Origin of the sequence: Paenirhodobacter huangdaonensis (genome assembly GCF_004022465.1) — a bacterium.
Classification (GTDB): Bacteria; Pseudomonadota; Alphaproteobacteria; order Rhodobacterales; family Rhodobacteraceae; genus Rhodobacter; species Rhodobacter huangdaonensis.
Genome location: NZ_SAVA01000010.1, coordinates 108232 through 129057 on the forward strand (window position 1 = coordinate 108232; position 20826 = coordinate 129057).

The 20826-nt window shown below is 65.9% G+C and carries 24 protein-coding genes; 7 read left to right on the forward strand and 17 right to left on the reverse strand.

The annotated features are described in order from the left end of the window. The first annotated feature begins 67 nt into the window (after nt 1–67). Nucleotides 68–511: a DUF4405 domain-containing protein gene (locus tag EOW66_RS16260; RefSeq protein WP_128157335.1), complete on the forward strand. Its 444-nt coding sequence runs from the start codon at nt 68–70 to the stop codon at nt 509–511. Here EOW66_RS16260 and EOW66_RS16265 read toward each other — a convergent pair whose 3' ends face one another. The 6 genes from EOW66_RS16265 to EOW66_RS16290 all read right to left on the reverse strand — a co-directional run bounded on the left by EOW66_RS16265 (nt 512) and on the right by EOW66_RS16290 (nt 6642). After that, nucleotides 512–940: a cupin domain-containing protein gene (locus EOW66_RS16265; protein WP_128157336.1), complete on the reverse strand. Its 429-nt coding sequence runs from the start codon at nt 938–940 to the stop codon at nt 512–514. It abuts the gene before it with no gap. 126 nt (nt 941–1066) lie between these two features. Continuing rightward, nucleotides 1067–2341 (reverse strand): phosphopyruvate hydratase, encoded by a 1275-nt coding sequence (gene eno, locus EOW66_RS16270; RefSeq protein WP_128157337.1) that lies wholly within the window; start codon nt 2339–2341, stop codon nt 1067–1069. A 122-nt stretch (nt 2342–2463) separates the two neighbouring features. Beyond that, on the reverse strand, nt 2464–3327 hold the full coding sequence (locus EOW66_RS16275) for a DMT family transporter (protein ID WP_128157338.1): 864 nt from the start codon (nt 3325–3327) through the stop codon (nt 2464–2466). Nucleotides 3328–3432: 105 nt separating this feature from the next. Beyond that, nucleotides 3433–4134: an endonuclease/exonuclease/phosphatase family protein gene (locus EOW66_RS16280; protein ID WP_128157339.1), complete on the reverse strand. Its 702-nt coding sequence runs from the start codon at nt 4132–4134 to the stop codon at nt 3433–3435. A 38-nt stretch (nt 4135–4172) separates the two neighbouring features. Further along, on the reverse strand, nt 4173–5600 hold the full coding sequence (locus EOW66_RS16285) for a protein adenylyltransferase SelO (RefSeq protein ID WP_128157340.1): 1428 nt from the start codon (nt 5598–5600) through the stop codon (nt 4173–4175). Nucleotides 5601–5706: 106 nt separating this feature from the next. Beyond that, a complete protein-coding gene (locus EOW66_RS16290; protein ID WP_128157341.1) occupies nt 5707–6642 on the reverse strand; it encodes a nucleoside hydrolase in 936 nt (311 codons plus the stop codon). A 160-nt stretch (nt 6643–6802) separates the two neighbouring features. Here EOW66_RS16290 and EOW66_RS16295 point away from each other — a divergent pair, with 160 nt between their 5' ends. After that, nucleotides 6803–7582: a hypothetical protein gene (locus EOW66_RS16295; protein ID WP_164881156.1), complete on the forward strand. Its 780-nt coding sequence runs from the start codon at nt 6803–6805 to the stop codon at nt 7580–7582. A 51-nt stretch (nt 7583–7633) separates the two neighbouring features. Here the strand turns inward: EOW66_RS16295 and EOW66_RS16300 are convergent, their stop codons facing one another. Continuing rightward, nucleotides 7634–8638: a Fe(3+) ABC transporter substrate-binding protein gene (locus EOW66_RS16300; protein WP_128157343.1), complete on the reverse strand. Its 1005-nt coding sequence runs from the start codon at nt 8636–8638 to the stop codon at nt 7634–7636. Between the two features lie 174 nt (nt 8639–8812). Continuing rightward, nucleotides 8813–10666 (reverse strand): ABC-F family ATP-binding cassette domain-containing protein, encoded by a 1854-nt coding sequence (locus tag EOW66_RS16305; protein ID WP_128157344.1) that lies wholly within the window; start codon nt 10664–10666, stop codon nt 8813–8815. A 213-nt stretch (nt 10667–10879) separates the two neighbouring features. Between EOW66_RS16305 and ndk the strand changes: the two genes are divergently transcribed. After that, nucleotides 10880–11302, forward strand: a complete 423-nt coding sequence (gene ndk / locus EOW66_RS16310; RefSeq protein WP_113898776.1) for a nucleoside-diphosphate kinase — start codon at nt 10880–10882, stop codon at nt 11300–11302. 23 nt (nt 11303–11325) lie between these two features. Here ndk and EOW66_RS16315 read toward each other — a convergent pair whose 3' ends face one another. The 3 genes from EOW66_RS16315 to EOW66_RS16320 form a co-directional block, all read right to left on the reverse strand. Continuing rightward, nucleotides 11326–11688, reverse strand: coding sequence for a TfoX/Sxy family DNA transformation protein (locus tag EOW66_RS16315; protein WP_128157345.1), 363 nt, complete (start codon nt 11686–11688; stop codon nt 11326–11328). A 125-nt stretch (nt 11689–11813) separates the two neighbouring features. Continuing rightward, nucleotides 11814–11948, reverse strand: coding sequence for a hypothetical protein (locus EOW66_RS20835; RefSeq protein ID WP_275402051.1), 135 nt, complete (start codon nt 11946–11948; stop codon nt 11814–11816). Between the two features lie 133 nt (nt 11949–12081). Beyond that, nucleotides 12082–12585, reverse strand: coding sequence for an RrF2 family transcriptional regulator (locus EOW66_RS16320; protein WP_128157346.1), 504 nt, complete (start codon nt 12583–12585; stop codon nt 12082–12084). 336 nt (nt 12586–12921) lie between these two features. On the opposite strand from EOW66_RS16320, the gene EOW66_RS16325 reads away from it, so the two are divergent. Both EOW66_RS16325 and EOW66_RS16330 read left to right on the forward strand, forming a co-directional pair. Then, nucleotides 12922–13395, forward strand: a complete 474-nt coding sequence (locus EOW66_RS16325) for a hypothetical protein (protein WP_128157347.1) — start codon at nt 12922–12924, stop codon at nt 13393–13395. Further along, nucleotides 13388–14419, forward strand: a complete 1032-nt coding sequence (locus EOW66_RS16330) for a serine/threonine-protein kinase (protein WP_128157348.1) — start codon at nt 13388–13390, stop codon at nt 14417–14419. Before EOW66_RS16325 ends, EOW66_RS16330 begins: the two co-directional genes overlap by 8 nt. 432 nt (nt 14420–14851) lie before the next feature. On the opposite strand, the gene EOW66_RS16335 is transcribed toward EOW66_RS16330, so the two are convergent. Next, complete coding sequence (locus EOW66_RS16335) at nt 14852–15157, reverse strand: SdpI family protein (protein WP_128157349.1); 306 nt, start codon at nt 15155–15157, stop codon at nt 14852–14854. 212 nt (nt 15158–15369) lie between these two features. Further along, complete coding sequence (locus EOW66_RS16340; RefSeq protein WP_239017616.1) at nt 15370–15909, reverse strand: GNAT family N-acetyltransferase; 540 nt, start codon at nt 15907–15909, stop codon at nt 15370–15372. Nucleotides 15910–16060: 151 nt separating this feature from the next. Between EOW66_RS16340 and EOW66_RS16345 the strand changes: the two genes are divergently transcribed. After that, nucleotides 16061–16489, forward strand: coding sequence for a DUF6331 family protein (locus EOW66_RS16345; RefSeq protein ID WP_128157351.1), 429 nt, complete (start codon nt 16061–16063; stop codon nt 16487–16489). A gap of 228 nt (nt 16490–16717) precedes the next feature. On the opposite strand, the gene EOW66_RS16350 is transcribed toward EOW66_RS16345, so the two are convergent. Both EOW66_RS16350 and EOW66_RS16355 read right to left on the reverse strand, forming a co-directional pair. Further along, nucleotides 16718–17353: a peptide chain release factor-like protein gene (locus EOW66_RS16350; protein WP_128157352.1), complete on the reverse strand. Its 636-nt coding sequence runs from the start codon at nt 17351–17353 to the stop codon at nt 16718–16720. Next, nucleotides 17350–18495 (reverse strand): RNA ligase RtcB family protein, encoded by a 1146-nt coding sequence (locus tag EOW66_RS16355; protein WP_128157353.1) that lies wholly within the window; start codon nt 18493–18495, stop codon nt 17350–17352. Before EOW66_RS16355 ends, EOW66_RS16350 begins: the two co-directional genes overlap by 4 nt. 490 nt (nt 18496–18985) lie before the next feature. Here EOW66_RS16355 and EOW66_RS16360 point away from each other — a divergent pair, with 490 nt between their 5' ends. Then, nucleotides 18986–19762 carry an alpha/beta fold hydrolase gene (locus tag EOW66_RS16360; RefSeq protein ID WP_128157354.1) on the forward strand — a complete coding sequence of 259 codons (777 nt, stop codon included), beginning with the start codon at nt 18986–18988 and terminating at the stop codon, nt 19760–19762. Nucleotides 19763–19894: 132 nt separating this feature from the next. Here EOW66_RS16360 and EOW66_RS16365 read toward each other — a convergent pair whose 3' ends face one another. Together EOW66_RS16365 and bluB are read right to left on the reverse strand one after the other, a co-directional pair. Beyond that, complete coding sequence (locus EOW66_RS16365) at nt 19895–20173, reverse strand: SH3 domain-containing protein (RefSeq protein WP_128157355.1); 279 nt, start codon at nt 20171–20173, stop codon at nt 19895–19897. A gap of 275 nt (nt 20174–20448) precedes the next feature. Continuing rightward, the coding region (gene bluB, locus EOW66_RS16370) for a 5,6-dimethylbenzimidazole synthase (protein WP_128157356.1) at nt 20449–20826 on the reverse strand (378 nt) is incomplete at its 5' end.

Consider the following 20826-nt stretch of genomic DNA (forward strand, 5'->3'; position numbering starts at 1 on the left):
TCTGGCGCATCGCGCGCCGCACCGATCCGTGGCAGACTTGCCTCTACCCAATTCGGGAGGATGTGCGATGCAGGATGGCTCCGATCCTTGCCCCACGCCGGCCGCCCGCGCCGCGGCACGTTTCTCCATGCGGGCCGCGGCGGTCTTTCTGCTGGGGCTGGCGTTTCTGGCGATGGTGCTGTCGGGCGTGGTGCTGGTCATCGCGCCCTCGGGGCGGATTGCCGGCACGCTCGACTGGTCCGTTCTCGGCCTGTCGCGGCCCGGATGGGAGCGGCTGCACCTGACGACGGGGCTGCTCTTCCTCGGCGCGGGGCTGTGGCACATCGTGCTGCATTGGTCGGTGATCGCGCATCTGCTGTGGTCGGCCGCGGCACGCAGCCTGTGCCACCGGCGCGAGCTGGCCCTGGCCGTGGTGGGGCTCGCCCTCGTGATCGCGGTTTCGGCGCTCGACTGGCCGCCGGCAAGCTGGCTCGAGACCCTGTCGCGCTGGTTCCGCCGCGAGGTCTGGTGATCAGCGCCCGATCTCGAAACCGGGCGGGGCAAGCTCGAACCCCTCGAAGCGAAAGCCCGGGCTGACGGTGCAGCCGACGAGCGTCCAGTCTCCGGTCGGGCGCGCCGCCTGCCAGTGGCCGGCGGGCACGATGCCCTGCGGGGCCTCGCCCGCGAGCACGTCGGGGCCAAGGCGGGTGTCGCGCGCCGGGCCGGTCGCTTCCGCCGCGATCGACAGGATCAGCGGCGCGCCGGCATGGAAATGCCAGATCTCGGCCGCGTCGACCCGGTGCCAGTGGCTGCGCTCGCCGGCGCGCAGCAGGAAGAGGATCGCGGTGCCCGTGGCGCGCGCCTCCGGCCCCGCCTCGGCGATCCAGGTCTGCCGGTACCAGCCGCCCTCGGGATGGGGCGCAAGCGCGAGCGCCGCGATGATCCGCTCTGCCTCGTCCATGCCGTCCTCCTGCCTTTCCTTGGTCGAAATACTCCCGCCGGAGGCGAGAAAGTCAAAGAAAACCCCGCCGGAAGCGCATGCCGCCGGCGGGGATGAGTATTTTTCCAAGGAAAAGCGGGGGGCCGCTTACTTCAGGATCGAGCGGCCGGCGTATTCGGCGGTCTCGCCCAGCATTTCCTCGATGCGGATCAGCTGGTTGTATTTCGCGAGCCGGTCGGAGCGGGCGAGCGAGCCGGTCTTGATCTGGCCGCAGTTGGTGGCGACGGCGAGGTCGGCGATGGTCGCGTCCTCGGTCTCGCCCGAGCGGTGCGACATCACGTTGGTGTAGCCTGCGCGATGTGCCATGTCGACGGCGGCGAGGGTCTCGGTGAGCGAGCCGATCTGGTTCACCTTGACCAGCATCGAGTTCGCGACGCCGGCCTTGATGCCGCGGGCAAGGCGCTCGGGGTTGGTCACGAAGAGGTCGTCGCCGACCAGCTGCACCTTCTTGCCGAGCGCGTCGGTGAGCAGCTTCCAGCCCTCCCAGTCGTCCTCGGCGCAGCCGTCCTCGATCGAGATGATCGGGTAGTCGTTCACCAGCTTTTCAAGCCAGGCGACGTTCTCGGCCGAGCTCAGGCTCAGGCCCTCGCCCTTCATCTCGTATTTGCCGCCCTTGTAATATTCGGTCGAGGCGCAATCCATCGCCAGATAGATGTCCTCGCCCGGGCGGTAGCCGGCCTTCTCGATCGACTTCAGCACGAAATCGAGCGCGTCGCGGGTCGAGGCGAGCATCGGCGCAAAGCCGCCCTCGTCGCCGAGCCCGGTCGACAGCCCCGCCGCCGAAAGCTCTTTCTTCAGCGTGTGGAACACTTCCGAGCCCATCCGCACCGCGTCGCGGATGTTGCCGGCCGAGACCGGCATGATCATGAATTCCTGCACGTCGATCGGGTTGTCGGCATGTTCGCCGCCGTTGATGATGTTCATCATCGGCACCGGCAGGATGCGCGCCGAGGTGCCGCCGACATAGCGGTAAAGCGGCTGCATGGTGAAATCGGCCGCGGCCTTGGCGCAGGCGAGCGAGACGCCGAGGATGGCATTCGCGCCGAGCCGGCCCTTGTTGGGGGTGCCGTCAAGCTCGATCATCATGGCGTCGATGGCGACCTGCTCGGTCACGTCCTCGCCGACGAGGTTCTCGGCGATCTCGCCGTTCACCGCCATCACGGCTTCCAGAACGCCCTTGCCCATGTAGCGCGACTTGTCGCCGTCGCGGCGCTCGACCGCTTCGTGCGCGCCGGTCGAGGCGCCCGAGGGAACCGCGGCGCGGCCCATCGTGCCGTCTTCGAGGATCACGTCGACCTCGACGGTCGGGTTGCCGCGGCTGTCGAGAATCTCGCGCGCGTGGATGTCGATGATCGTGCTCATGTCGGTGCCCTCACTGGGTGGCTGAAGTCGGCTTCTCTATAGCCCGCGCCGGCGCATCCGAAAAGCGCCGAGTGGGTGAATTCGGCGGCACCGCGGCATGTTAGCGACGAAAGCGGCACGGCTCAGCGCCGCCGCACCGCCTCGCGCCAGATCGAATAGAGCCCCGAGGCCACGATCACCGCGCCGCCGATCAGCGTGGCGGGGCCCGGCGGCTCGCGGAACACCACCCAGCCGATCGCCACGGCAAAGATCAGCCGGGTGTAGCGGAACGGGGTGATGAAGGACATCTCGCCGATCCGCACCGAGGCGATCAGCATGTAATAGGCGGCGGCGCCGAACAGGGTTGCGCCGACGATCATCGCCCAGTGCAGCGCGCTCATCGCCACGAGGTGATCGCCCAGCACCCACAGCATGATCGGCCCCGCCGGCACGATCGCGGCAAAGCCCCAGGTGGCGAGTTGCAGCGAGGTGACGCCGCGGCCGATGCGCCGGGTGATGAGATCGCGCGCCGAGATCCAGATCACCGAGATCACCGACAGAAGCGACAGCACGGAAAAGCCCGTGGTGCCGGGCTGGATCACGATCATCACGCCGGTGAAGCCGAGCGCGATCGCCAGCCAGCGCCGCCAGCCGACCGTCTCCTTCAGGAACAGTGCCGCGCCCAGCGTGACGGCCAGCGGTGCCGCCTGCTGGATCGCCGAGGCCTGGGCGAGGGGGGTGAAGGCGATGGCGCTGATGTAGAACATCGTCGCGACGAATTCGGACAGGCTGCGCCAGATCACCGGGCCGGTGAACAGGCGGCGGGTGAAGGGGTTTTCCCCGCGGGCCAGCGCCGCCACCGCGAAGATCGCGGCGCCAAGCGCGCCGAGCACGATCATCATCTGGCCGACCGGCAATTCCGCCGTCAGCCGTTTCATGAACATGTCCTCGAGCGCGAAGCCGAGCATTGCGCCCACCATCAGCAGGCTGCCGCGAAGGTTTTCCATTGAGAGTTCCCATTTCGGCGGAGCCGTCCGCCTGCCGCCCCTCTGACGCAAGCGCCGCGTGCCGTCCAGCATGCGATTGTGTGGCGCACAATCGCGGGCCCGGGCTCAGACCTGCAGCCCCTCGACATCGGCCCAGATCGGCAGGTGATCCGAGGCGCGCCGCGCCAGCGGGCTGTCGAACACCCCCATCCGCAGCACCCGCAGCCCGGGCGTCGTCACCAGCCGGTCGAGCCGGCCAAGCGGCGCGCGCGAGGGGTAGGTGGCGCCCGGCGCGTGGATGTCGAGCCCGGTCAGCGCCTCGAAGCCGCGCTTCGTCGACCATTCGTTGAAATCGCCGATGGCAAGCGCCGGCCCCGGCGCCTCGCGGCCCAGCTCGCGCGCGATGCGGGCCCATTGCGCGCGCCGGTCGGTGCGGCGCAGGCCCAGATGCGCGGCGATCAGCACGAAGGGATCGGCACCGCTGCGGGCAAGCATCAGGCGCAGCGCGCCGCGCGGTTCGAGCCCGGGCAGCGCGATCCCCTCGGTGGCAAGGATGCGGGTGCCGCGCCGCACCAGCACCGTCTGGCCATGCCAGCCAAGGCTTTCCGGCCCGGTGCGCGGCAGATCGGCGGGGCGGAAATCGGTCTCGGCCTCGATCAGCTTCGCCGGCAGCGCCGCGGGCCGCTCGCCAAGGCGCAGGTCCACCTCCTGCAAGGCGACGATATCGGCCGAGAGCGCGTTGATCACGCTCAGCACCCGCTCGGGGTCGCGCAGGCCATCGGTGCCGACGCATTTGTGGGTGTTGTAGGAGGCGATGCGCAGGGTCATGCGAAATCCATATCCGGCCACCGGGGGCCTGGCGATGCCTAGGTGCCGCAGAAGGTCCGGTGCACGATCTCGTGGGCGCGCGGCGCGGCCTCGAGATCGGCAAATTCGGGGGGCGCGGCGAAGGGATCGGCAAGCGCCGCCGACAGCCGCGTGAAGGGCGCAAGGTCACCCTCGACCGCCGCCGCGATCGCCGCCTCGACGCGGTGATTGCGCGGAATGCGCACCGGGTTCGCCGCCGTCATCACCGCCTGCGGATCGGCCTCGCGGGCCAGCCGCGCCTGCCAGTCGGGCGCCCAGGTGTCGAAGGCCAGCGGCTCGGCAAACTCGTCGCGCGCGGTGCCGGTGACGAGGCCGCGGAAGCTGCGGGTGAAATCGGCGCGCTCGCTCGCCATCCGGCCGAGCAGCGCCTCGATCAGCGGCTGATCCTCGGGCGTTGCTGCGGCCAGACCGATCTTGCGGCCGAAGCGCGCCAGCCATTCGGCCTGGTAGAGCGGCACGAAACCGTTCACCGCCTCGGTCGCGGCCTCGATCGCCGCCTCGCGGTCGCCCATCAGCGGCAGCAGGCAGGTGGCGAGTTGCGCAAGGTTCCACGCCGCGATCTGCGGCTGGTTCGCATAGGCATAGCGGCCGTACTGGTCGATCGAGGAGAACACCGTCGAGGGGTGATAGGCGTCCATGAAGGCGCAGGGGCCATAATCGATGGTCTCGCCCGAAACCGCCATGTTGTCGGTGTTCATCACGCCATGGATGAAGCCAAGCGCCATCCAGGCGGCGATCAGCTGCGCCTGCGCCGCGACGACCGCGCGCAGCAGCTCAAGCGGCCCCCGGGCCTCGGGAAAATGCCGCGCGATGACCTGATCGGCGAGCAGCGAAAGCGCCTCGGTGTCGCCGCGCGCGGCGAAATACTGGAATGTGCCGACGCGGATATGGCTCGCCGCCACGCGGGCCAGCACCGCGCCCGGCCGCCCCATCGCGTCGCGCACCACCACCTCGCCGGTCGCCACCGCCGCAAGCGCCCGCGTCGTCGGCACGCCAAGCGCGGCCATCGCCTCGCTCACCAGATATTCGCGCAGCACCGGGCCAAGCCAGGCCCGCCCGTCGCCGCGCCGCGAGAACGGGGTCTGCCCGGCGCCCTTCAGCGCCAGATCCACCCGTGCCCCGTCGGGCGCCACGATCTCGCCCAGAAGCACCGCCCGGCCGTCGCCAAGGGTCGGCACCCAGCCCCCGAACTGATGTCCGGCATAGGCCTGCGCAAGCGGCGCGGCCCCCGCCGGCACCGCATTGCCCGCAAGCATCGCGACGCCCTCGGGCGTGGCCAGTGCCTCGGGGTCAAGGCCAAGGCGCAAGGCCAGATCGCGGTTCAGCGCCAGCAGCGCCGGCGCGCGCACCGGCGCAGGATCGAGCCGCGCGAAGAAACGCTCGGGCAGGCGGGCATAGGAATTGTCGAAGGGCAGGGTCATCGTCATCTCTCTGATCTGCGCCGCCGCCCGCCCGGGTCAAGCCCCGCGCGCGCGGACTTGAAGACGAAGGCTGCCTTTCCTTGGCAAAATACTCCCGCCGGAGGCGCCGCGCTCACAGCCGCGCCAGCCTCTCGGTGAGCAGCGCATAAAAGCCCTCGGCATTCGCGCGGCCGACGAAATAGGCGTTCGGTTCGCGGTCGGTCACCCGCCACCAATCGGCAACCGTCATCCCCAGCGTCAGCTCGGACACGGTCTCGATCTCGACATTGATGTGGCGCCCCTCGAAGAGGTCCGGTTGCAGCAGATAGGCGATGACGCAGGGGTCATGCAGCGGCGCGCCCTCCGAGCCGTATTTCTCCATGTCGAACCGCTCGAAGAAATCGGTCCAGCTTGCCACCGCATGGCCCACCGGCGTCCCAAGGCCGCGGAAGGCCTCGATCCGGGCGCGGTTGGTCAGCACCTGATGCGTGGCGTCAAGCGGCAGAACCACCAAAGGCACGCCGGAATGGAACACGATTTCCGCGGCTTGCGGGTCGACGTGAATGTTGAACTCGGCGGCGGGGGTGGTGTTGCCCACCTCGAAATAGGCGCCGCCCATCAGCACGATCTCGGCGATTCGCGGGGCGATGTCGGGCGCCTTTTGCAGCGCCGTCGCGATGTTCGTCAGCGGCCCGAGCGGACATAGCGTGACCGTGCCCGCAGGCTCGCGTCGCAGCGTCTCGATCAGGAAGTCGACGGCATGGCCCGGCTGCAGCGCCATCCCCGGCTCGGGCAGCGCGATGCCGTCGAGCCCGGTCTTGCCATGCACATATTCCGCGGTGACGAGCGGGCGCAACAGCGGCCGGTCGCAGCCGGCAAAGACCTTGATGTCGGGCCGCCCGGCCAGCTCGCACACCACCCGCGCGTTCTTCGCGGTCAGCGGCAGGGGCACGTTGCCGGCAACGCAGGTGATGCCCAGCACCTCGAGTTCGGGGCTTGCCAGCGCCAGCAGGATGGCAACGGCGTCGTCCTGACCGGGGTCGGTGTCGATGATGATCTTGCGGGTCATGGCGGTCTCCTTCGGCGGGCAGAGTGTCGCAGGGCAGGCCCGAAGTCCATCGCCCGTCGCCGCGCCCGGGCCCAATCTTCGCCATATTCAATGGTTAACGATGAGTCTCATCAGGCGCCGGCTTCCGGCCCGGACCCAGAAAAAAAGAGCAGGCAGGCAGATGCGGACGAACGATCATCACGTGTTTCTTTCGATGCCGGGCACCGGGGCACTTGGCGCCATTGTCGCGCGCAGCCTCGCCGCAGGGCAGGCGGCGCTTGGCGCGACGGGGCTGGGCAAGGCGGTGCTGGGGCCGGTGGCCTCGGGCGGCGTGCATGTCGACGAAACGATCTGCGGCCGCGCCGCGGCGGGAATGGAGGGCTTCTTCCCGCTCGCCGAGGCCCGCGCCTTTGCCTTTTCGCGCAAGATCCGCGGCCCGGTCGGCCGGCTGGTGCTGCCGATGCTGCCGCTCGATGCGCTCTATCCGAAGCTCTGGCGGGCACAGGCCGCGCGCCGCGCCATGCCGGCCTTCGACGCGCTTGCCCCGCATCTGCTGGCCGAGCCGCGCGGCTGGTTCGATCTGGTATCGGAGCTGATCGCGACGCTTGCGCCGCGCGAGACGATCCTGCTGGTCGACCCGACGCCCGCCGAGGCGCTGGCGGCGCTGGTGCCCGAGGCGGAGCTTGCCGCCCCGGCTTCCGTCGAGCCCGAGCTGCCCGATACCGCGCTCGCCATGCTGCAGCGGCTCCATCGCAGCGGCATCACGCTGCCGGCGCGGCAGCTCTCGCGCCTCGCCGCCTTCCACCTGCGCCAGCCGCAGCCGGCGCCGATCGCGGCCTTCTCGGAACTTGACGCCGCGCGCCTGCGCCGGCAGTTCGCGGCCGATCTCGACCAGCTCACCGGTCTGCCCTGCGTGCGCGTCGGCGCCGCCCTGCCGCCCGCGGCGATTGCCGCCGAATAAGCCCGGAACAGCAAAAGGCCCCGCCGAGGCGGGGCATTTTGTTTCAGTTGATTAGCCGTCGAAGTTGACGCTTTCGATGAGCTTCAGCGCCGTCGGGCGCAGCTTCGCCACCTCGATCAGGCCAAGCGCGTCGGGGGTGAACTCGCCCCAGCTCTCGACCAGCGCCGAACGCGGCACGCCGGGCTTCACCGGAAACTCGTTGTTGGTCTCGGCATAGATCCGCTGCGCCTCGTCCGAGGCAAGGAATTCCATCAGCTTCAGCGCCGCATCCTTGTTCGGGGCCGCCTTGGTCATCGCCACGCCCGAGATGTTCATATGCGTGCCGCCGCCCTCGAATTTCGGGAAGACGATGCGCACCGCGGCGGCATAGTCCTTCTCGACCGGGTCGGCGACCATCTGGCCCATGTAATAGGTGTTGCCGAGCGAGATGTCGCATTCGCCCGCCCAGATCGACTTCACCTGGCTGCGGTCGTTGCCCTCGGGCTTCTTCGCGAGATTGGCCTTCACGCCCTCGAGCCAGGTGCGCGTTGCCTCCTCGCCATGATGGGCAAGATAGGCCGCGGTCAGCGCGACGTTGTAATCGGCGGTGAACGGGCGGGTGCAGATCCGGCCCTTCCACTTCGGATCGGCGAGATCCTCGTAGCTCGTCACCTCGCCGTCCTTCACCCGGTCGCGGCTCGCGTAGACGATGCGGGCGCGGGTGGTCAGGCCGAACCACTGGTGGCCCGGGTCGCGGAACGCGGCCGGGATCGCGGCATCAAGCGCCGGATCCTCGACCGGCTGGGTGACGCCGGCATCGACCACCTGCATCAGCCGCGCGATGTCGACGGTCATCACCAGATCGGCGGGCGAGCGCGCGCCCTCGGCCACCAGCCGCTCGACCATGCCCTTGTCGACGAAGGCGACGTTGACGTCGATGCCGGTCTCCTTGGTGAAGGCGTCAAAGAGCGGCTGCACCAGCTCGGGCTGGCGGTGGGAATAGACGTTGACCTCCTCGGCAAACGCCGGGGTGGCGGCGAGCGCCGTGGTCAGGGCCAGAAGGATGCGCGCGGTCATAGGTGACTCCTTTGGTCAGGTTTTGACGTTCTATGCCTGAGCGCGGCACATGGGTCAATACCTGAGTGAAGAAATCGGGAATATCGCGCGAGGCGGTGCGGACAGAGGGGGCGCTGCCCCCGCGGCTGCGCCGCCCCCCCCCGAGGTATTTGGGGCAAGATGAATGGCTGGGGCTCAGCCCGCGACGGCGGTCTCGAGCGCTTCGAGGGCCTCCATCCACAGCTCTTCGGCGCGGGTCATCGCGTCGCGCGCCTCGGCATGCTTGCGCAGCCACTTGTCGCGCTCGGCCGCACGGGAGGCCTCGTAGAGTTCCGGATCGGAAAGCTTTTCGTCCAGCTTTTCAAGCATTTCGGCAAGCTTGCTCACGCGCTCTTCGCATTTGCGTGCCTCCGCGCGCAGGGCGAGGACGGCGTCGCGCGCGGGACGCACGGGCTTGTCCTTCGGCTTCGGCGCGGGCTTGTCCGCGGGGTCGCCCGCCAGCAGCTCGGCGCGGTATTGTTCGAGATCGCCGCCATAGGGGGCGACGGCGCCACCCTTCACCAGCCACAGCCGGTCCGCGGCCAGGCTGAGCAGGTGCATGTCATGGCTGACCAGAACCACCGCGCCCGAATAGGCGGTCAGCGCCTCGACCAGCGCCTCGCGGCTTTCGATGTCGAGGTGGTTGGTCGGTTCGTCGAGGATCAGCAGATGCGGCGCGTCGATCGTGGCGAGCAGCAGCGACAGACGGGCCTTCTGCCCGCCCGAAAGCTTGCGCACGAGGGTTTCGGCCTGATCGGCGAAAAGGCCAAAGCCCGCGAGGCGTGCGCGCAGCTTCGTCTGCGCCTCCTCGGGGCGCAGCCGCTGCAGATGGGTGAGCGGCGTCGCGTCGAGGTCGAGCTCGTCGACCTGATGCTGGGCGAAATAGCCGATGCGCAGCTTCGAGGAACGGGTGATCGACCCCTCGGAGGCCTGAAGCTTGCCGGCCAGAAGCTTGGAAAGGGTGGATTTCCCCTCGCCGTTGCGGCCCAGCAGGGCGATCCGGTCATCCTGGTCGATGCGCAGCGACAGCCGGCGCAGCACCGGCTTGCCGCCATAACCCACGGCGGCGCCCTCCATCGCGATGATCGGCGGGTTCAGCGCCTCGGGCGCGGGGAAGGAGAAGGCGACCTTCGCCGCCTCTTCAGGGGCGGTGATCGGCTCCATCTTTTCCAGCATCTTGACCCGGGCCTGGGCCTGCGCGGCCTTGGTGGCCTTCGCCTTGAAGCGGTCGACGAAGCTTTGCAGATGGGCGCGGCGGGCGTCCTGCTTCTTCGCCTCGGCGACGAGGGCGGCGCGGGCGGCGGCACGCTGGCGGGCGAACTGATCGTAGGGGCCCTGCCACAGCGTCAGCTTGCGGTTCTCGAGATGCAGGATCGAGCTGACGGCGCGGTTCAGAAGTTCCCGGTCATGGCTGATGATGATCACCGTATGCGGGTATTTCACCAGATAGCTTTCGAGCCAGAGCGCGCCCTCGAGGTCGAGGTAGTTGGTCGGCTCGTCGAGCAGCAGCAGATCGGGCTGGGCGAAAAGCACGCCCGCCAGCGCCACGCGCATCCGCCAGCCGCCGGAGAAATCCGAGCAGGGGCGGCGCTGCGCCTCGGCGTCGAAACCGAGCCCCTTCAGGATCGCCGAGGCGCGGCCCTCGGCCGACCAGGCGTCGATATCGGCAAGCCGGGTCTGGATCTCGGCGATGCGGTGCGGGTCGGTGGCATCGGCTGCCTCCTCCAGCAGCGCGGCGCGCTCGGTATCGGCGGCGAGCACCGTGTCGATGAGCGAGGTCGCCGAGGAGGGGACCTCCTGCGCCACGCCGCCGATGCGGGCCTGCGACGGCAGGCTGATCTCGCCGCCCTCGAGCGCGAGCTCGCCCCGGATCAGGCGAAAGAGCGTGGTCTTGCCGGCGCCATTCGCGCCGACGAGGCCGACCTTGTGGCCGTCGGGGATGGTGGCAGAGGCGGCCTCGAACAGCGGGCGGCCCTCGACGGAATAGGAGATGGTGTCGATCTTCAGCATGGCCGAGCCATGCCCGAGCGGCGCGCGCGCGTCAACGGGGGCACGGGCGCGGGCCGTGCGAAATGGTATGGCTGTCATGCAGATATCGCGTTTTGCCGCGATACCTGCCCGAAAGACGGGGTTTTCTTCACCGATTCCCCATGCTAGCAGGCGCCAGACCAAAACCTGACCGGGCGGACAGCCCCCCGGTCCCCTCCCAGAAAGGCTTCTCTCATGGCCATCGAACGCACCCTCAGCATCATCAAGCCCGATGCGACCCGCCGCAACCTGACCGGCAAGATCAACGCCAAGTTCGAGGAAGCGGGCCTGCGCATCGTCGCGCAGAAGCGCCTCCACCTCTCGCTCGAGCAGGCCGGCAAGTTCTACGAAGTGCACAAGGACCGTCCGTTCTACGGCGAGCTGTGCGAATTCATGGCCTCTGAGCCGGTCGTCGTGCAGGTGCTCGAGGGCGAAGGCGCGATCGCGAAGAACCGTGAAGTGATGGGCGCCACCAACCCGGCGAACGCCGCCGACGGCACCATCCGCAAGGAATTCGCGCTGTCGATGGGCGAGAATTCGGTGCACGGCTCGGACGCGCCGGAAACCGCCGCGGTCGAGATCTCCTTCTTCTTCTCGGGTCTCGAGATCGTCGGCTGAGGCCGGCCGCGGTTCGCGGCGCCTCAGCGCCGCAGCCCGACGCCAATCTCGTCAAGGGCCGCTTCCAGCCGGAGGCGGCCCTTGTCCTGTCCGGCTCCGTCCTGTCCGGCGCCGGGCCGCCGGGCCGCGGCCTTGATCGCGTCGAAGCGGAGCCGCAGCGCGTCCTTCTCGGCGCCGCGGCAATCGTTCCAGGGCCGGCCCTGCAGCGCCATGACGAGCGCGTAATAGCCGATGAAATGAGGCGGGTTGCCGGCCACGAGCCAGGCCGAATAGGCGGCATCTGGGCCAAGCCCGATCAGCGTCTCGGCATCGGGGATGCCGGCGCGCGCGAAGCCTTCGGCGGTGGCGGGGCCGATGCCGGCGATGTCGGTGAGGGGGCGGGGCATGGTGGGCTCTTGCGCAAGATGGCGCAGTCTTGCCGAAGCGACGCCGGGGCACAAGCCGTCGCGGGCAGGGCCGGGCGTGAGGGGCGGGCGCAGGCACCGGTCCTGCGCGCGCCCGGGTCAGGCGGTCAGATCGCCGCCCAGTCGGTGATCTTCACCGGTGCGCCCTGCTGCACGACCGGGGTCGACTGGGCCTGCTGCTGCGGGGCGGGTTGCGCGGACGGGGCGGGCTGGGCCGCGCCCGACTGTTGCGTGGTCTGCATCTCATGCCTCATGGAACGCCGTCATGCCTCGACATGAGGCAGTTTGAAAACGGCGAGACGTTGGCGGGAGGTAGGCTGGCGCGACCATTCGGTCAAGCGAAGTTGCGCGTTCCGCTGCCGGCTCGCGAGGATGTTACAGCCCGGCCACAGCCATGTCGGGGCCTGCGTCCTGCGGCCGGCCGCACAGCGGGATCGTGCGCTCGGAGGGCAGGCTCAGCAGCCGCTCGAGCGCGGCATTGTCGACCACGAGATCGGCGAGCGTGCAGCTGTCGAGCGAGGCATAGAAGGCTTCGAGCGCCTTGCCGAGGGCCACGCGGAACAGGCAGGCCTCGCTCAGCGGGCAGGTGTTCGTCGCGGCGTCGAAGCATTCGGCGAAGGGCAGCGTGGCCTCGAAGGTGCGCAGCACCTCGCCGACGCCGATCTCGGCCATCGGCCGCGCCAGCCGCAGCCCGCCCGAGCGGCCACGCTGGGTCTCGATGAAGCCGCGCTGCGCGAGGGTGTTGACGACCTGCGCGAGGTGGTTTTCCGAGGCATTGCAGGCGGCGGCGATCTCATGCTTGCGCACGATCCGGCCGGGATTGACCGCGCAGCACATCAGCGTGCGCATGGCCAGGTTGGTTCGCGTCGTCAGTCTCATGGCAAGGCCCTCTGTTCAGCATCCCATAGGCGAAACCGGGCCGGCGCGATTTGACCCAGATCAGATATCCGCGATGCATGATTTTTTCAGGGGGGAGGGGGGGGGGGGGGCGACGCGACGCCAGGGGCGGGGAGCGGTCGTTCGCTGCGGATGCCTCCGAAGTCCGCTTAGCAACGAGAGCATATTTGACCCAATGAAATGCTCCTTGGCCTGCAGCACTCACCGAGCAAAGCATTGAGGTGAAAGGCCGTAGGTGTGCGGGATAGAACCTTCCACGAACACCAAAGTTCGGCTATTAAGTTCCAGGCAGGTAATCGAGAATGAAAGAACGAGCAGATGACAAAACGATGGGTAGGAATTGTCGTTAGTGGCGACAAGGTCATTGTGGTTGACGCCGAAGTTCCCGATGCCGGTCAGCTCGTTCTTCAGAATGATGACACTTGGAAAATGCAAGGTGGTGATCGCGCGGCCGCCTATAACGTGATTGGCCAACAATGCCGCGACTACCTCCGTGCCAATGGTGTTACGAAGGTGTTGATCAAGGCCAGCGCAGTGTCACTCGGGGGCACCAAAATCGGCCACCTGCGAAGCGCGGAGTTGAGGGGCGTCATCAAAGGCGCAGCGGCGTCGGTTTGCGAGGTGAAAGAATTCTCGAAGGCCGCGCTTAGCAGGAATTTCGGTGATCGGAAGGTAGACGAATACGCAAAAGACGACGCATTCTGGATGACTCACTTTACCGGCGAAGAACTTCGTGTAGGCAGTCGAGAGGCCGCGATTATGCTTTTGGCTGAGAGCGGTCGAAATGAATAATCACGTCGCAAACCTCCAGATAGGAGATCACATCGGTAGTGGTCAGTTCGGCGACGTTCATGCTGCGGTTGACCAGGTTCATGGCAATGTTGCTGTGAAGATCATTTCTCAAAAGGAGGATCAAACCGACGCTGACTGGGATGCCGCCAAAGCTGAGTTTTTGCGAGAGGCACAGTACCTCGCAGCCGCAGAGCACCCGAACGTCGTGCCGGTGTATCACCTGGGCGAAAGCCCGGACGGCAAGAGCATCCGCTACTGCATGAAGTTGTGTGCTGGTGGGTCGCTGCAAGCTCCATACGAAGCAGGTCCAATGAGACTGTCTCAGGTGCGAAAGGCGGGAACGGAGGTCCTACTCGGGCTGGGCGCTCTCCACGCGCGCGGGATGATCCACCGCGACATCAAGCCGGGCAACATCCTGATTGACGAAAACGGTGTCGCGCGACTTGGCGACTTTGGCCTAGTCACGGACGAGCTGCTGCATGGCTACGCGGTTGGGGCCGGGTATTCTGATCATTTGGCGTTTGAGTTCTGGGAGCACGGGGTAACGAGCGCGAAGTCGGATATCTGGGCGCTCGGTATGACTCTGTATCGCCTCCTTCATGGGGAGGCATGGTACGCTGAATCTAGACCACCGCGAATGGTGATAGCTGATGGCGGGTTCCGCGATACACTTAAGTGGCTCCCGCATATCCCGCAGCGTTGGCGTCGTGCAATTCGGGCCATGCTTCATGACGATACCGATCACCGCTGCCAGAATGTGGCGCAGGTGCAGGCGGCATTCGCTGGCTTGCCCGTCGAACCTGATTGGCAATGTGAGGTTGATGGACAGCAGGTCCGTTGGCGCCGGCAGCAAGGCGGGCGCATCATACAGGTCGAATGGAACCGAAACTCTGCTCGTCGCCACGATTGGCGTGCGTGGAGCGAACCCGTTGGCACTGGCCGACCGCGCACGCTTGGTGGCTCGAACGGTCAAGTTGGGTCGCAGGTTGCGATCAGAGAACTAGAGGCTTTCCTGCGACCCTAAACTGCGCGGCGCTTCGGCGGCAAAACGTAAGGCCCCATATCAGGAGTCCTGACTGGCGGTTTCGCACCAAGGGCTTTGATGGCGAGTTCGCGTCGGTCGCCGCTGCAGGCGCTGCAAAAGCTCTTAGAGGCGACGACACCCTCTTGTGGATGCCACACACGTCCGCAGAACCTGCACTTTGGTAAGCGCAAAGCCTTCATGGTCGCACCCGTTGGATCGTTGCTTCTCCCTTATGGGGAAGAACATACACAGAACAGTCGCAGGTGGCAAATTTTAAATGGGTTCGGTTGGTGGCTAACGGCTGTTCTATCTTTCCAAGCGGCCTTTCGCGAAAGATGGCGCCAAGGTCCGCTCCGGGCCGTCCAGGTTGATCTGCCGACCCCGTTCAACAGGACTAGACGCTGCGCCACCGCATGACTGCCGCCGGTTGCTTTAGCTCATGGTTCCAACGATCACGGTCAGACTAGCGGCGCAGACCAGCGTTGCGGTGGCGATCAAGCACTTTACGGAGAGGTTGAGGTCGAGGGCAAATACATGCCAGATGACGGCTGCGGCCACGAGTCCTGACAGCACCAAACTCCACCCCACATTCGCATTAACAGCATACCATGCCGCCTCATTGCTCAAGGTTCTACCAGTGCGGAAACCTGTCGTTGCGTTGGGTGGAACCATCTGAAAGGCCAGCACCAGCCCGATTGCACAAAAGATGAGCGGGGGAAGCAGAATCAGGTATTTCATTGGGCTCTCCAAGGCGATCAGTGTCCGGTTTGTCCCGCATCAGCAACATTCGCCCCGGATTTCGCTGCATAATGCCACGGCCGACCGCTTCGGGGAAGCTGCGCCGCGGCGACGACGCATGCTCGAGCGGCGGCAAAGGGCCGAACAGGTCGACGCGGCCGGGCAGGCCTCAAGAAAGGCTTGCCGCGCCGCCGCATGGCCGATTCAAACTCTCATCGGACTTTGGAATAGAGGAAGCAATCGCGAGGAACATCCGAGATATTGGGATGCCTGAAGTAGCGCCGCATTACACCCTCTCGCTCCATGCCCGCTTTCTCCAAAACGCGAGCAGAGGCCGGATTTTCCACGTCACAGAAGGCTTCGGCCCTGAAGACTTGAGAATGCGACAACGCATGAGCCACAAGCCGATGCATCACCTCCGATGCGCAGCCTTTGCCCCAAGCCGATCGCCGGAGGACATACCCGTAGCTGACCTTATGCCCGTTCAGCTGAGGATGAAACATCCCGACAAGTTCAGCAGGTTGTCGGCGATCAAACGCGACCAAGGGGAAACCATTTCCCGCCTCCCATTCCGCGGACACGATCTGTAAGAATTCGTTCGTGTCCGTAACGCTGTGATGGGGCATCCAGCCTAGAAACCGGGTGACCTCAGGATCGGCCGCATAGGCGGCAAATATAGCCTGCGCGTCCTCGATCTTCGCTCGGCGAAGACTGTAGCGATCGGTCTCAAGGCTTTCGGGCAGGCGATACATTTGGATCATCCCACAACGATAGCGATGCAGCGCGCCGCGACAAGCCTGTATGGCCGCTTCGAGCTCATGTTACCGAATTTCTGTGGTGCAGTAGACGAAGGTGGCGTGGTATAGTTAGCCGAAAACCGGAATTGAACTCGGCTGGAGCCGCATGAACCGTATCCCACAGCTACCAGCGGCACATCCGCAGAACCATCTTGAAGCGCTGGCCAAATACTGCGCCACAATGTGTGAAATCGAGTGCTGTGGATTGGATGCCTGCGACTTTTCTCCAGTACACATCGCCTCATATTGTTTGAGCCGAGATGTTCGCTACCCATCACGTGTTGCGATGGAAATCATTGAACAAGCCAAGACATTGAAAAAAAATTATGGATCAAATGGCGCGAGTGCGCGCGGCATTACAATCGACGAAATCAACGAGCGCATGACGGGTCGGAGAGTTGATATTTTGGCTGAAATACTAGTGCGACAAGCGGCGTTAGCGAAAGCTATTCTCGACACTGATCAGGCGGATGAGCGCGATCCGGTTTTCGTTTGGCAAAATGGCCGGGGTTCCAACGCTCTGAACGAAGATTAGCTGTCTGGAAGTGTGACGTGAACGTCTGCAAAGTCCGCACTGCCGACCTTGGGCCGCCAAGCCATGCTGCACGATGCCATGTATGACCGGTTCTGGGCAGCTGCATGGCAGTGACGGGCTGCCCCATGAGCGGCGGCTCAGGGCCGGGCGCGCGGATTGGGCCGCCGCCTTCGCAACGGGACGACTATGTGGGAGGGCGTGATGCTCCGCCCTCCCAGATGGTCCATGCTACCTGACTTCCCGAAATCCCTCCCCCTCAAAGACCTTGCGCGGTTCGCCACGCTGGATCTGGCTGTGCAGGTCATGCACCGCTGCCTTTTGCGAGGCCACAACCTCTGCCCGGTCGGCGGAGATCAGCACCGACAGCCGGTCAAGCGCCACGCGGCGGTTCATGTGCTGTGAGCGGTTGTCCCTGACCACCACCGACCAAGCCCGCCCCTCCGGATCAACCCATCGGGCGCGGATGGCACTTGAGGTCTTGTTCTGGTGCTGCCCCCCGGGACCGCCGGCGCGGATGGCCTGCATCTCCACTGTCTCCGGATCGATCCGGATCGCGACGGGCGCCGGAGCGAGGCGGAAGATCTGGGCGAACCAGTTCTTCCTCGGGTGCTTTGGCCGCAGGCTGCTGGGGCAGCGCCAAAGAATGCTGCCTTCCCAGTCCCGCGCCATTTCCGCAGCTCCTGTGCCTGACAGCACGATCACAGCTGAGGCGGGGCCATGGAGTGCGGCGCGCTCGGCCACGTCCAGATCAAGGCCCAGCAACTCGGCCTTTTCGGCGAGCCGGATCAGGAGATGTGCCACGGCCTGGCGGCATTCGCCGGGGCCGTTGCCGCTGGAAAGCAAAAGGGTTTCCCGCTCGGTCATTCTGTATCTCCCCCAGCGGCCTTGCCCGCCGTCTTGAAGGTAATCAGCGGCACCAGCCGCGCGATGGGCTGGGCCAAACCGAAATCGACCAGATCACGCAAAACCGATTCCGGGTTCTTGTAGGCGGGACCAGCCTCTTCCATCAGCAGATCCCGGTCCCCGCAGACCACACGACCGCCAAAGCGGTTGCGGGTCAGCGCCGCCAGTTCGGATTTCACCTTGCGCACGCGCCCGTGCATCGAGGCGCGGTCATAGCGGCGCCCCGCCCCATGCGACACCGAGCCGAGCGCCTTGGGCACAAGGTCCGGCACCGATATGAGATAGCTCGGGGCATCACGTGATCCGGCCAAAGGAACCAACCCGCGATCAGCCCCGGCGGCACCCTTGCGGTGCAGCCACAACCCGTCCTGCGCCACGACCTGATTGTGAACGGTGTCGCAGATCAGGCTGGCCTCGCAGGACAGTGCCTCGGCTGCGAGAGCCGCAATCAGTGCGCGGTTCAGTCGCGCCCAGACCAACGCGGCATCGTGCAAGGCCAGGTAGCGACTGGCCGCCGCGCCGTCCGGGGCGTAGCCTTGCTTCCAGCTGTCATCCAGCCCTTCGAAGATCTGTGCCCCCCGCCCGCGAGAACCGGAATGGACCAGCAGGCACAGATCGCCCGGCCGCAGCGAGGTTGCGTCCGGGCTACTAACCTCTTCGACGGCCTGCACCTCGCAAAAGTGGTTGCCACCGCCGATGCTGCCCAGACCATCGGCGGCGATCAGTCCTTCGATGCCTGCGTCAGCCAGTGCGCTGGCGGCATCCGCAGGATCGGCACCATCGTCCAGCACCGCCAGCCGTCGGACCGCTTTGTCGATCTTCAGCCGATGACGCGGCAGATTCAGTCGCCAAAGCCCCATGCCGCAGCCGATGTCCGGCCCCACCAGTTGCGGCCAGATCCGGTCGGCCAGGAAGGCGGCGCCGACCGGGCCGAAGCGGCCGGGATGCAGATCGGGGAAGCCTGCGACGGCCACCATGCCGGGCCAGGCGGCCACCTGCGCAAGCTGATCCTCGGCACGGCCTTCGACCCAGGCTTGCGATGAATAGAAACGAGAGATACAGGCGCGCACGGCGCTCTGCTCTCCCCAAATGGGATTGCCCATCGCGTTCGTCTTTCCATAACAGAACACGCGACCAAAATGGCCGCAGATGGATCGACGGGTGAAAGGAAAGCCCCGAGGGCTGTCAGACCCGCGTCAGATCCGAAGGACGGGTTGTGATGATGAATGCTGTCATGTCATGCCCTCCTTGGCTGCGGGTGTGGTTCGTTTCAGACAGATATACTTTCGCGCTGTTCTGCGAAAGTGGGGGCCAAGAACACGCCATCACCTGATGCACAGCGGCTACACAGCTGCCTGATACGGCTTTCGGAATCAACGGATGCGCGTTCTTACCTGAATGGCAGCTTTGCGAAATGTTGCTATGCAGCATTCGCGGCGACTGACCGGCGGCAATGGGCCGGGGGCGTCGATTCGGCGGCGCGGGCCTTAAGAAAGTCATGCCGCGACGCCACATGGCCGCTTCGAGCCGATGCACGACGTTGCCCCACCTGGATACGGTCGCTATACACGAGCGGAACGAAAGGTGAATATTATGCAAAGACACAGCTTTGAGCACGATGGCGTGGTCTTCTCCTTCCTCGACGCGGGCGGCGACGGCAAACCCTTGCTGGCGCTTCATGGCCACTGGATGGGAGCTTCAGATTTCGCGGAGGTTGCGAACGATCTCTCGCCCGAGTGGCGCGTCATCGCTCTCGACCAGCGTGGCTTCGGGGAAACCGACCACGGGGCCGCCCATCACATGGCCGCCTACATCGGCGATGCGGTCGCGCTTCTAGAGCACCTGTCCATCACCGAACCGGTTCCGGTGCTGGGGCACTCGTTCGGCGGGATCGTCGCCTATCATCTTGCAGCAGTGCACCCGGATCGGGTTGCCGCGATGATCATCGAAGACATCGGCGTGAATATGCAGGATGATTCCGCACCCTTTGTCACGAATTGGAGCGGCACCTTCCGACTGCGCGAAGCGTTGGAGGAACGGCTTGGCCCGCGACTTTCCCCCTATCTGCAGAACTCCATTTGCCGCGTGAAGAATGGATGGACGCTCAATTTCGATCCGGCCGAATTTCTGGAGTCGGAACAGGCAACCAATGGCGACCACTGGAATGTCTGGCTGCAAAGTCGCTGCCCCGCCCTGGTCGTTTCCGGCGGTGAAAGCCGTGTCAGCGACGCGGGAGAATTGAGGGTAATGGCGGAGAAGCGGGATGCCGCAGCCTTCGCCCAGCTGAAGGCTGGTCACTCTGTTCATATCGACGCTCGTTCGGAATTCGTAAACCTCCTGCGGCAATTCCTAAAACAGCAACATTTGTGAACGGCAAGTTTGTCCCGCATCAGCGACATTCGCCCCGGATTTTGCTGCACAATGCCACGACCGACCGCTTCGGGGAAGCTGCACCGCGGCATGAGCGCATGCTCGACCGGCGGCAAAGGGCCGATCTCACTCTCAGCGATGCGCCAGATAGTCCGCCGAAACGTACCCCGAGACACCGGGCTTGTCGGTGAGGAAGACCTTGCACCAGACCTTGCCGTTCGTCGTCACGCAGTTCTGGCGGGTGAGGCGCGTGCCGTCCGGCAGGCCGATGATGATCTTGCGATCGAGGCCCGGGCCTTCGCGAAGCTTCAGGAGGTCATCTGGCCCGGCACCTTTGACGACTGCACCGGAACCGACCGAGCATCCGGTCGCGATCATGAGGGCGAGGAGCGCAGCAAAATGAGGTCGCATCGTCAGTCCTGAATCGTTTCACCATCAGTACGACACCCTCACGCGAAAGGACAGCGGGCAGGACGCGACCCCGGATCCGCGCGGCATCGGAGCGGCCATTGACGGCCGATCCCAGCCGGGAGGAGCGGCGGTCCCGACCCGGATTTCGCCGTCGCACTCCTCGCGCGGCGGCTTCGGGGAATGGGCCCCGCGGACGGCGGCGCCCCGATTGGCACCGGACCTTGTCGGGTGCTGCACGAATGTCCGCGGACGGCGGCGACAGCGCCGGCTTGCGGCTACCGTGCGGGCCAGCCGTTTTCATGGATCACGCTCTCGAGCGTCAGCCTCTTGCGCCACCCCCGGGCTTCAAGCTCCGGCTTCGTGTAAAGGTCGTCGACATAGCCCGCGCAAAGATAGGCAACGATTTCCACATGGTCCGGGATGCCAAGCAGGCCGCGCAGGTCTTCCGGCCGGAAGATCGAAACCCAGCCGATCCCCACACCTTCCGCGCGGGCGGCCAGCCAGAGGTTCTGCACGGCGCAGACCGTCGAATAGAGATCCATGTCGCGATTGTGGGTCCGGCCCAGAACCACCTTCCCGCCTCGGCTCCGGTCGCAGGTCACGCAGATGTTCAGCGGCGCGGTCAGGATCCCCTCGAGCTTCAGCGACCGGTA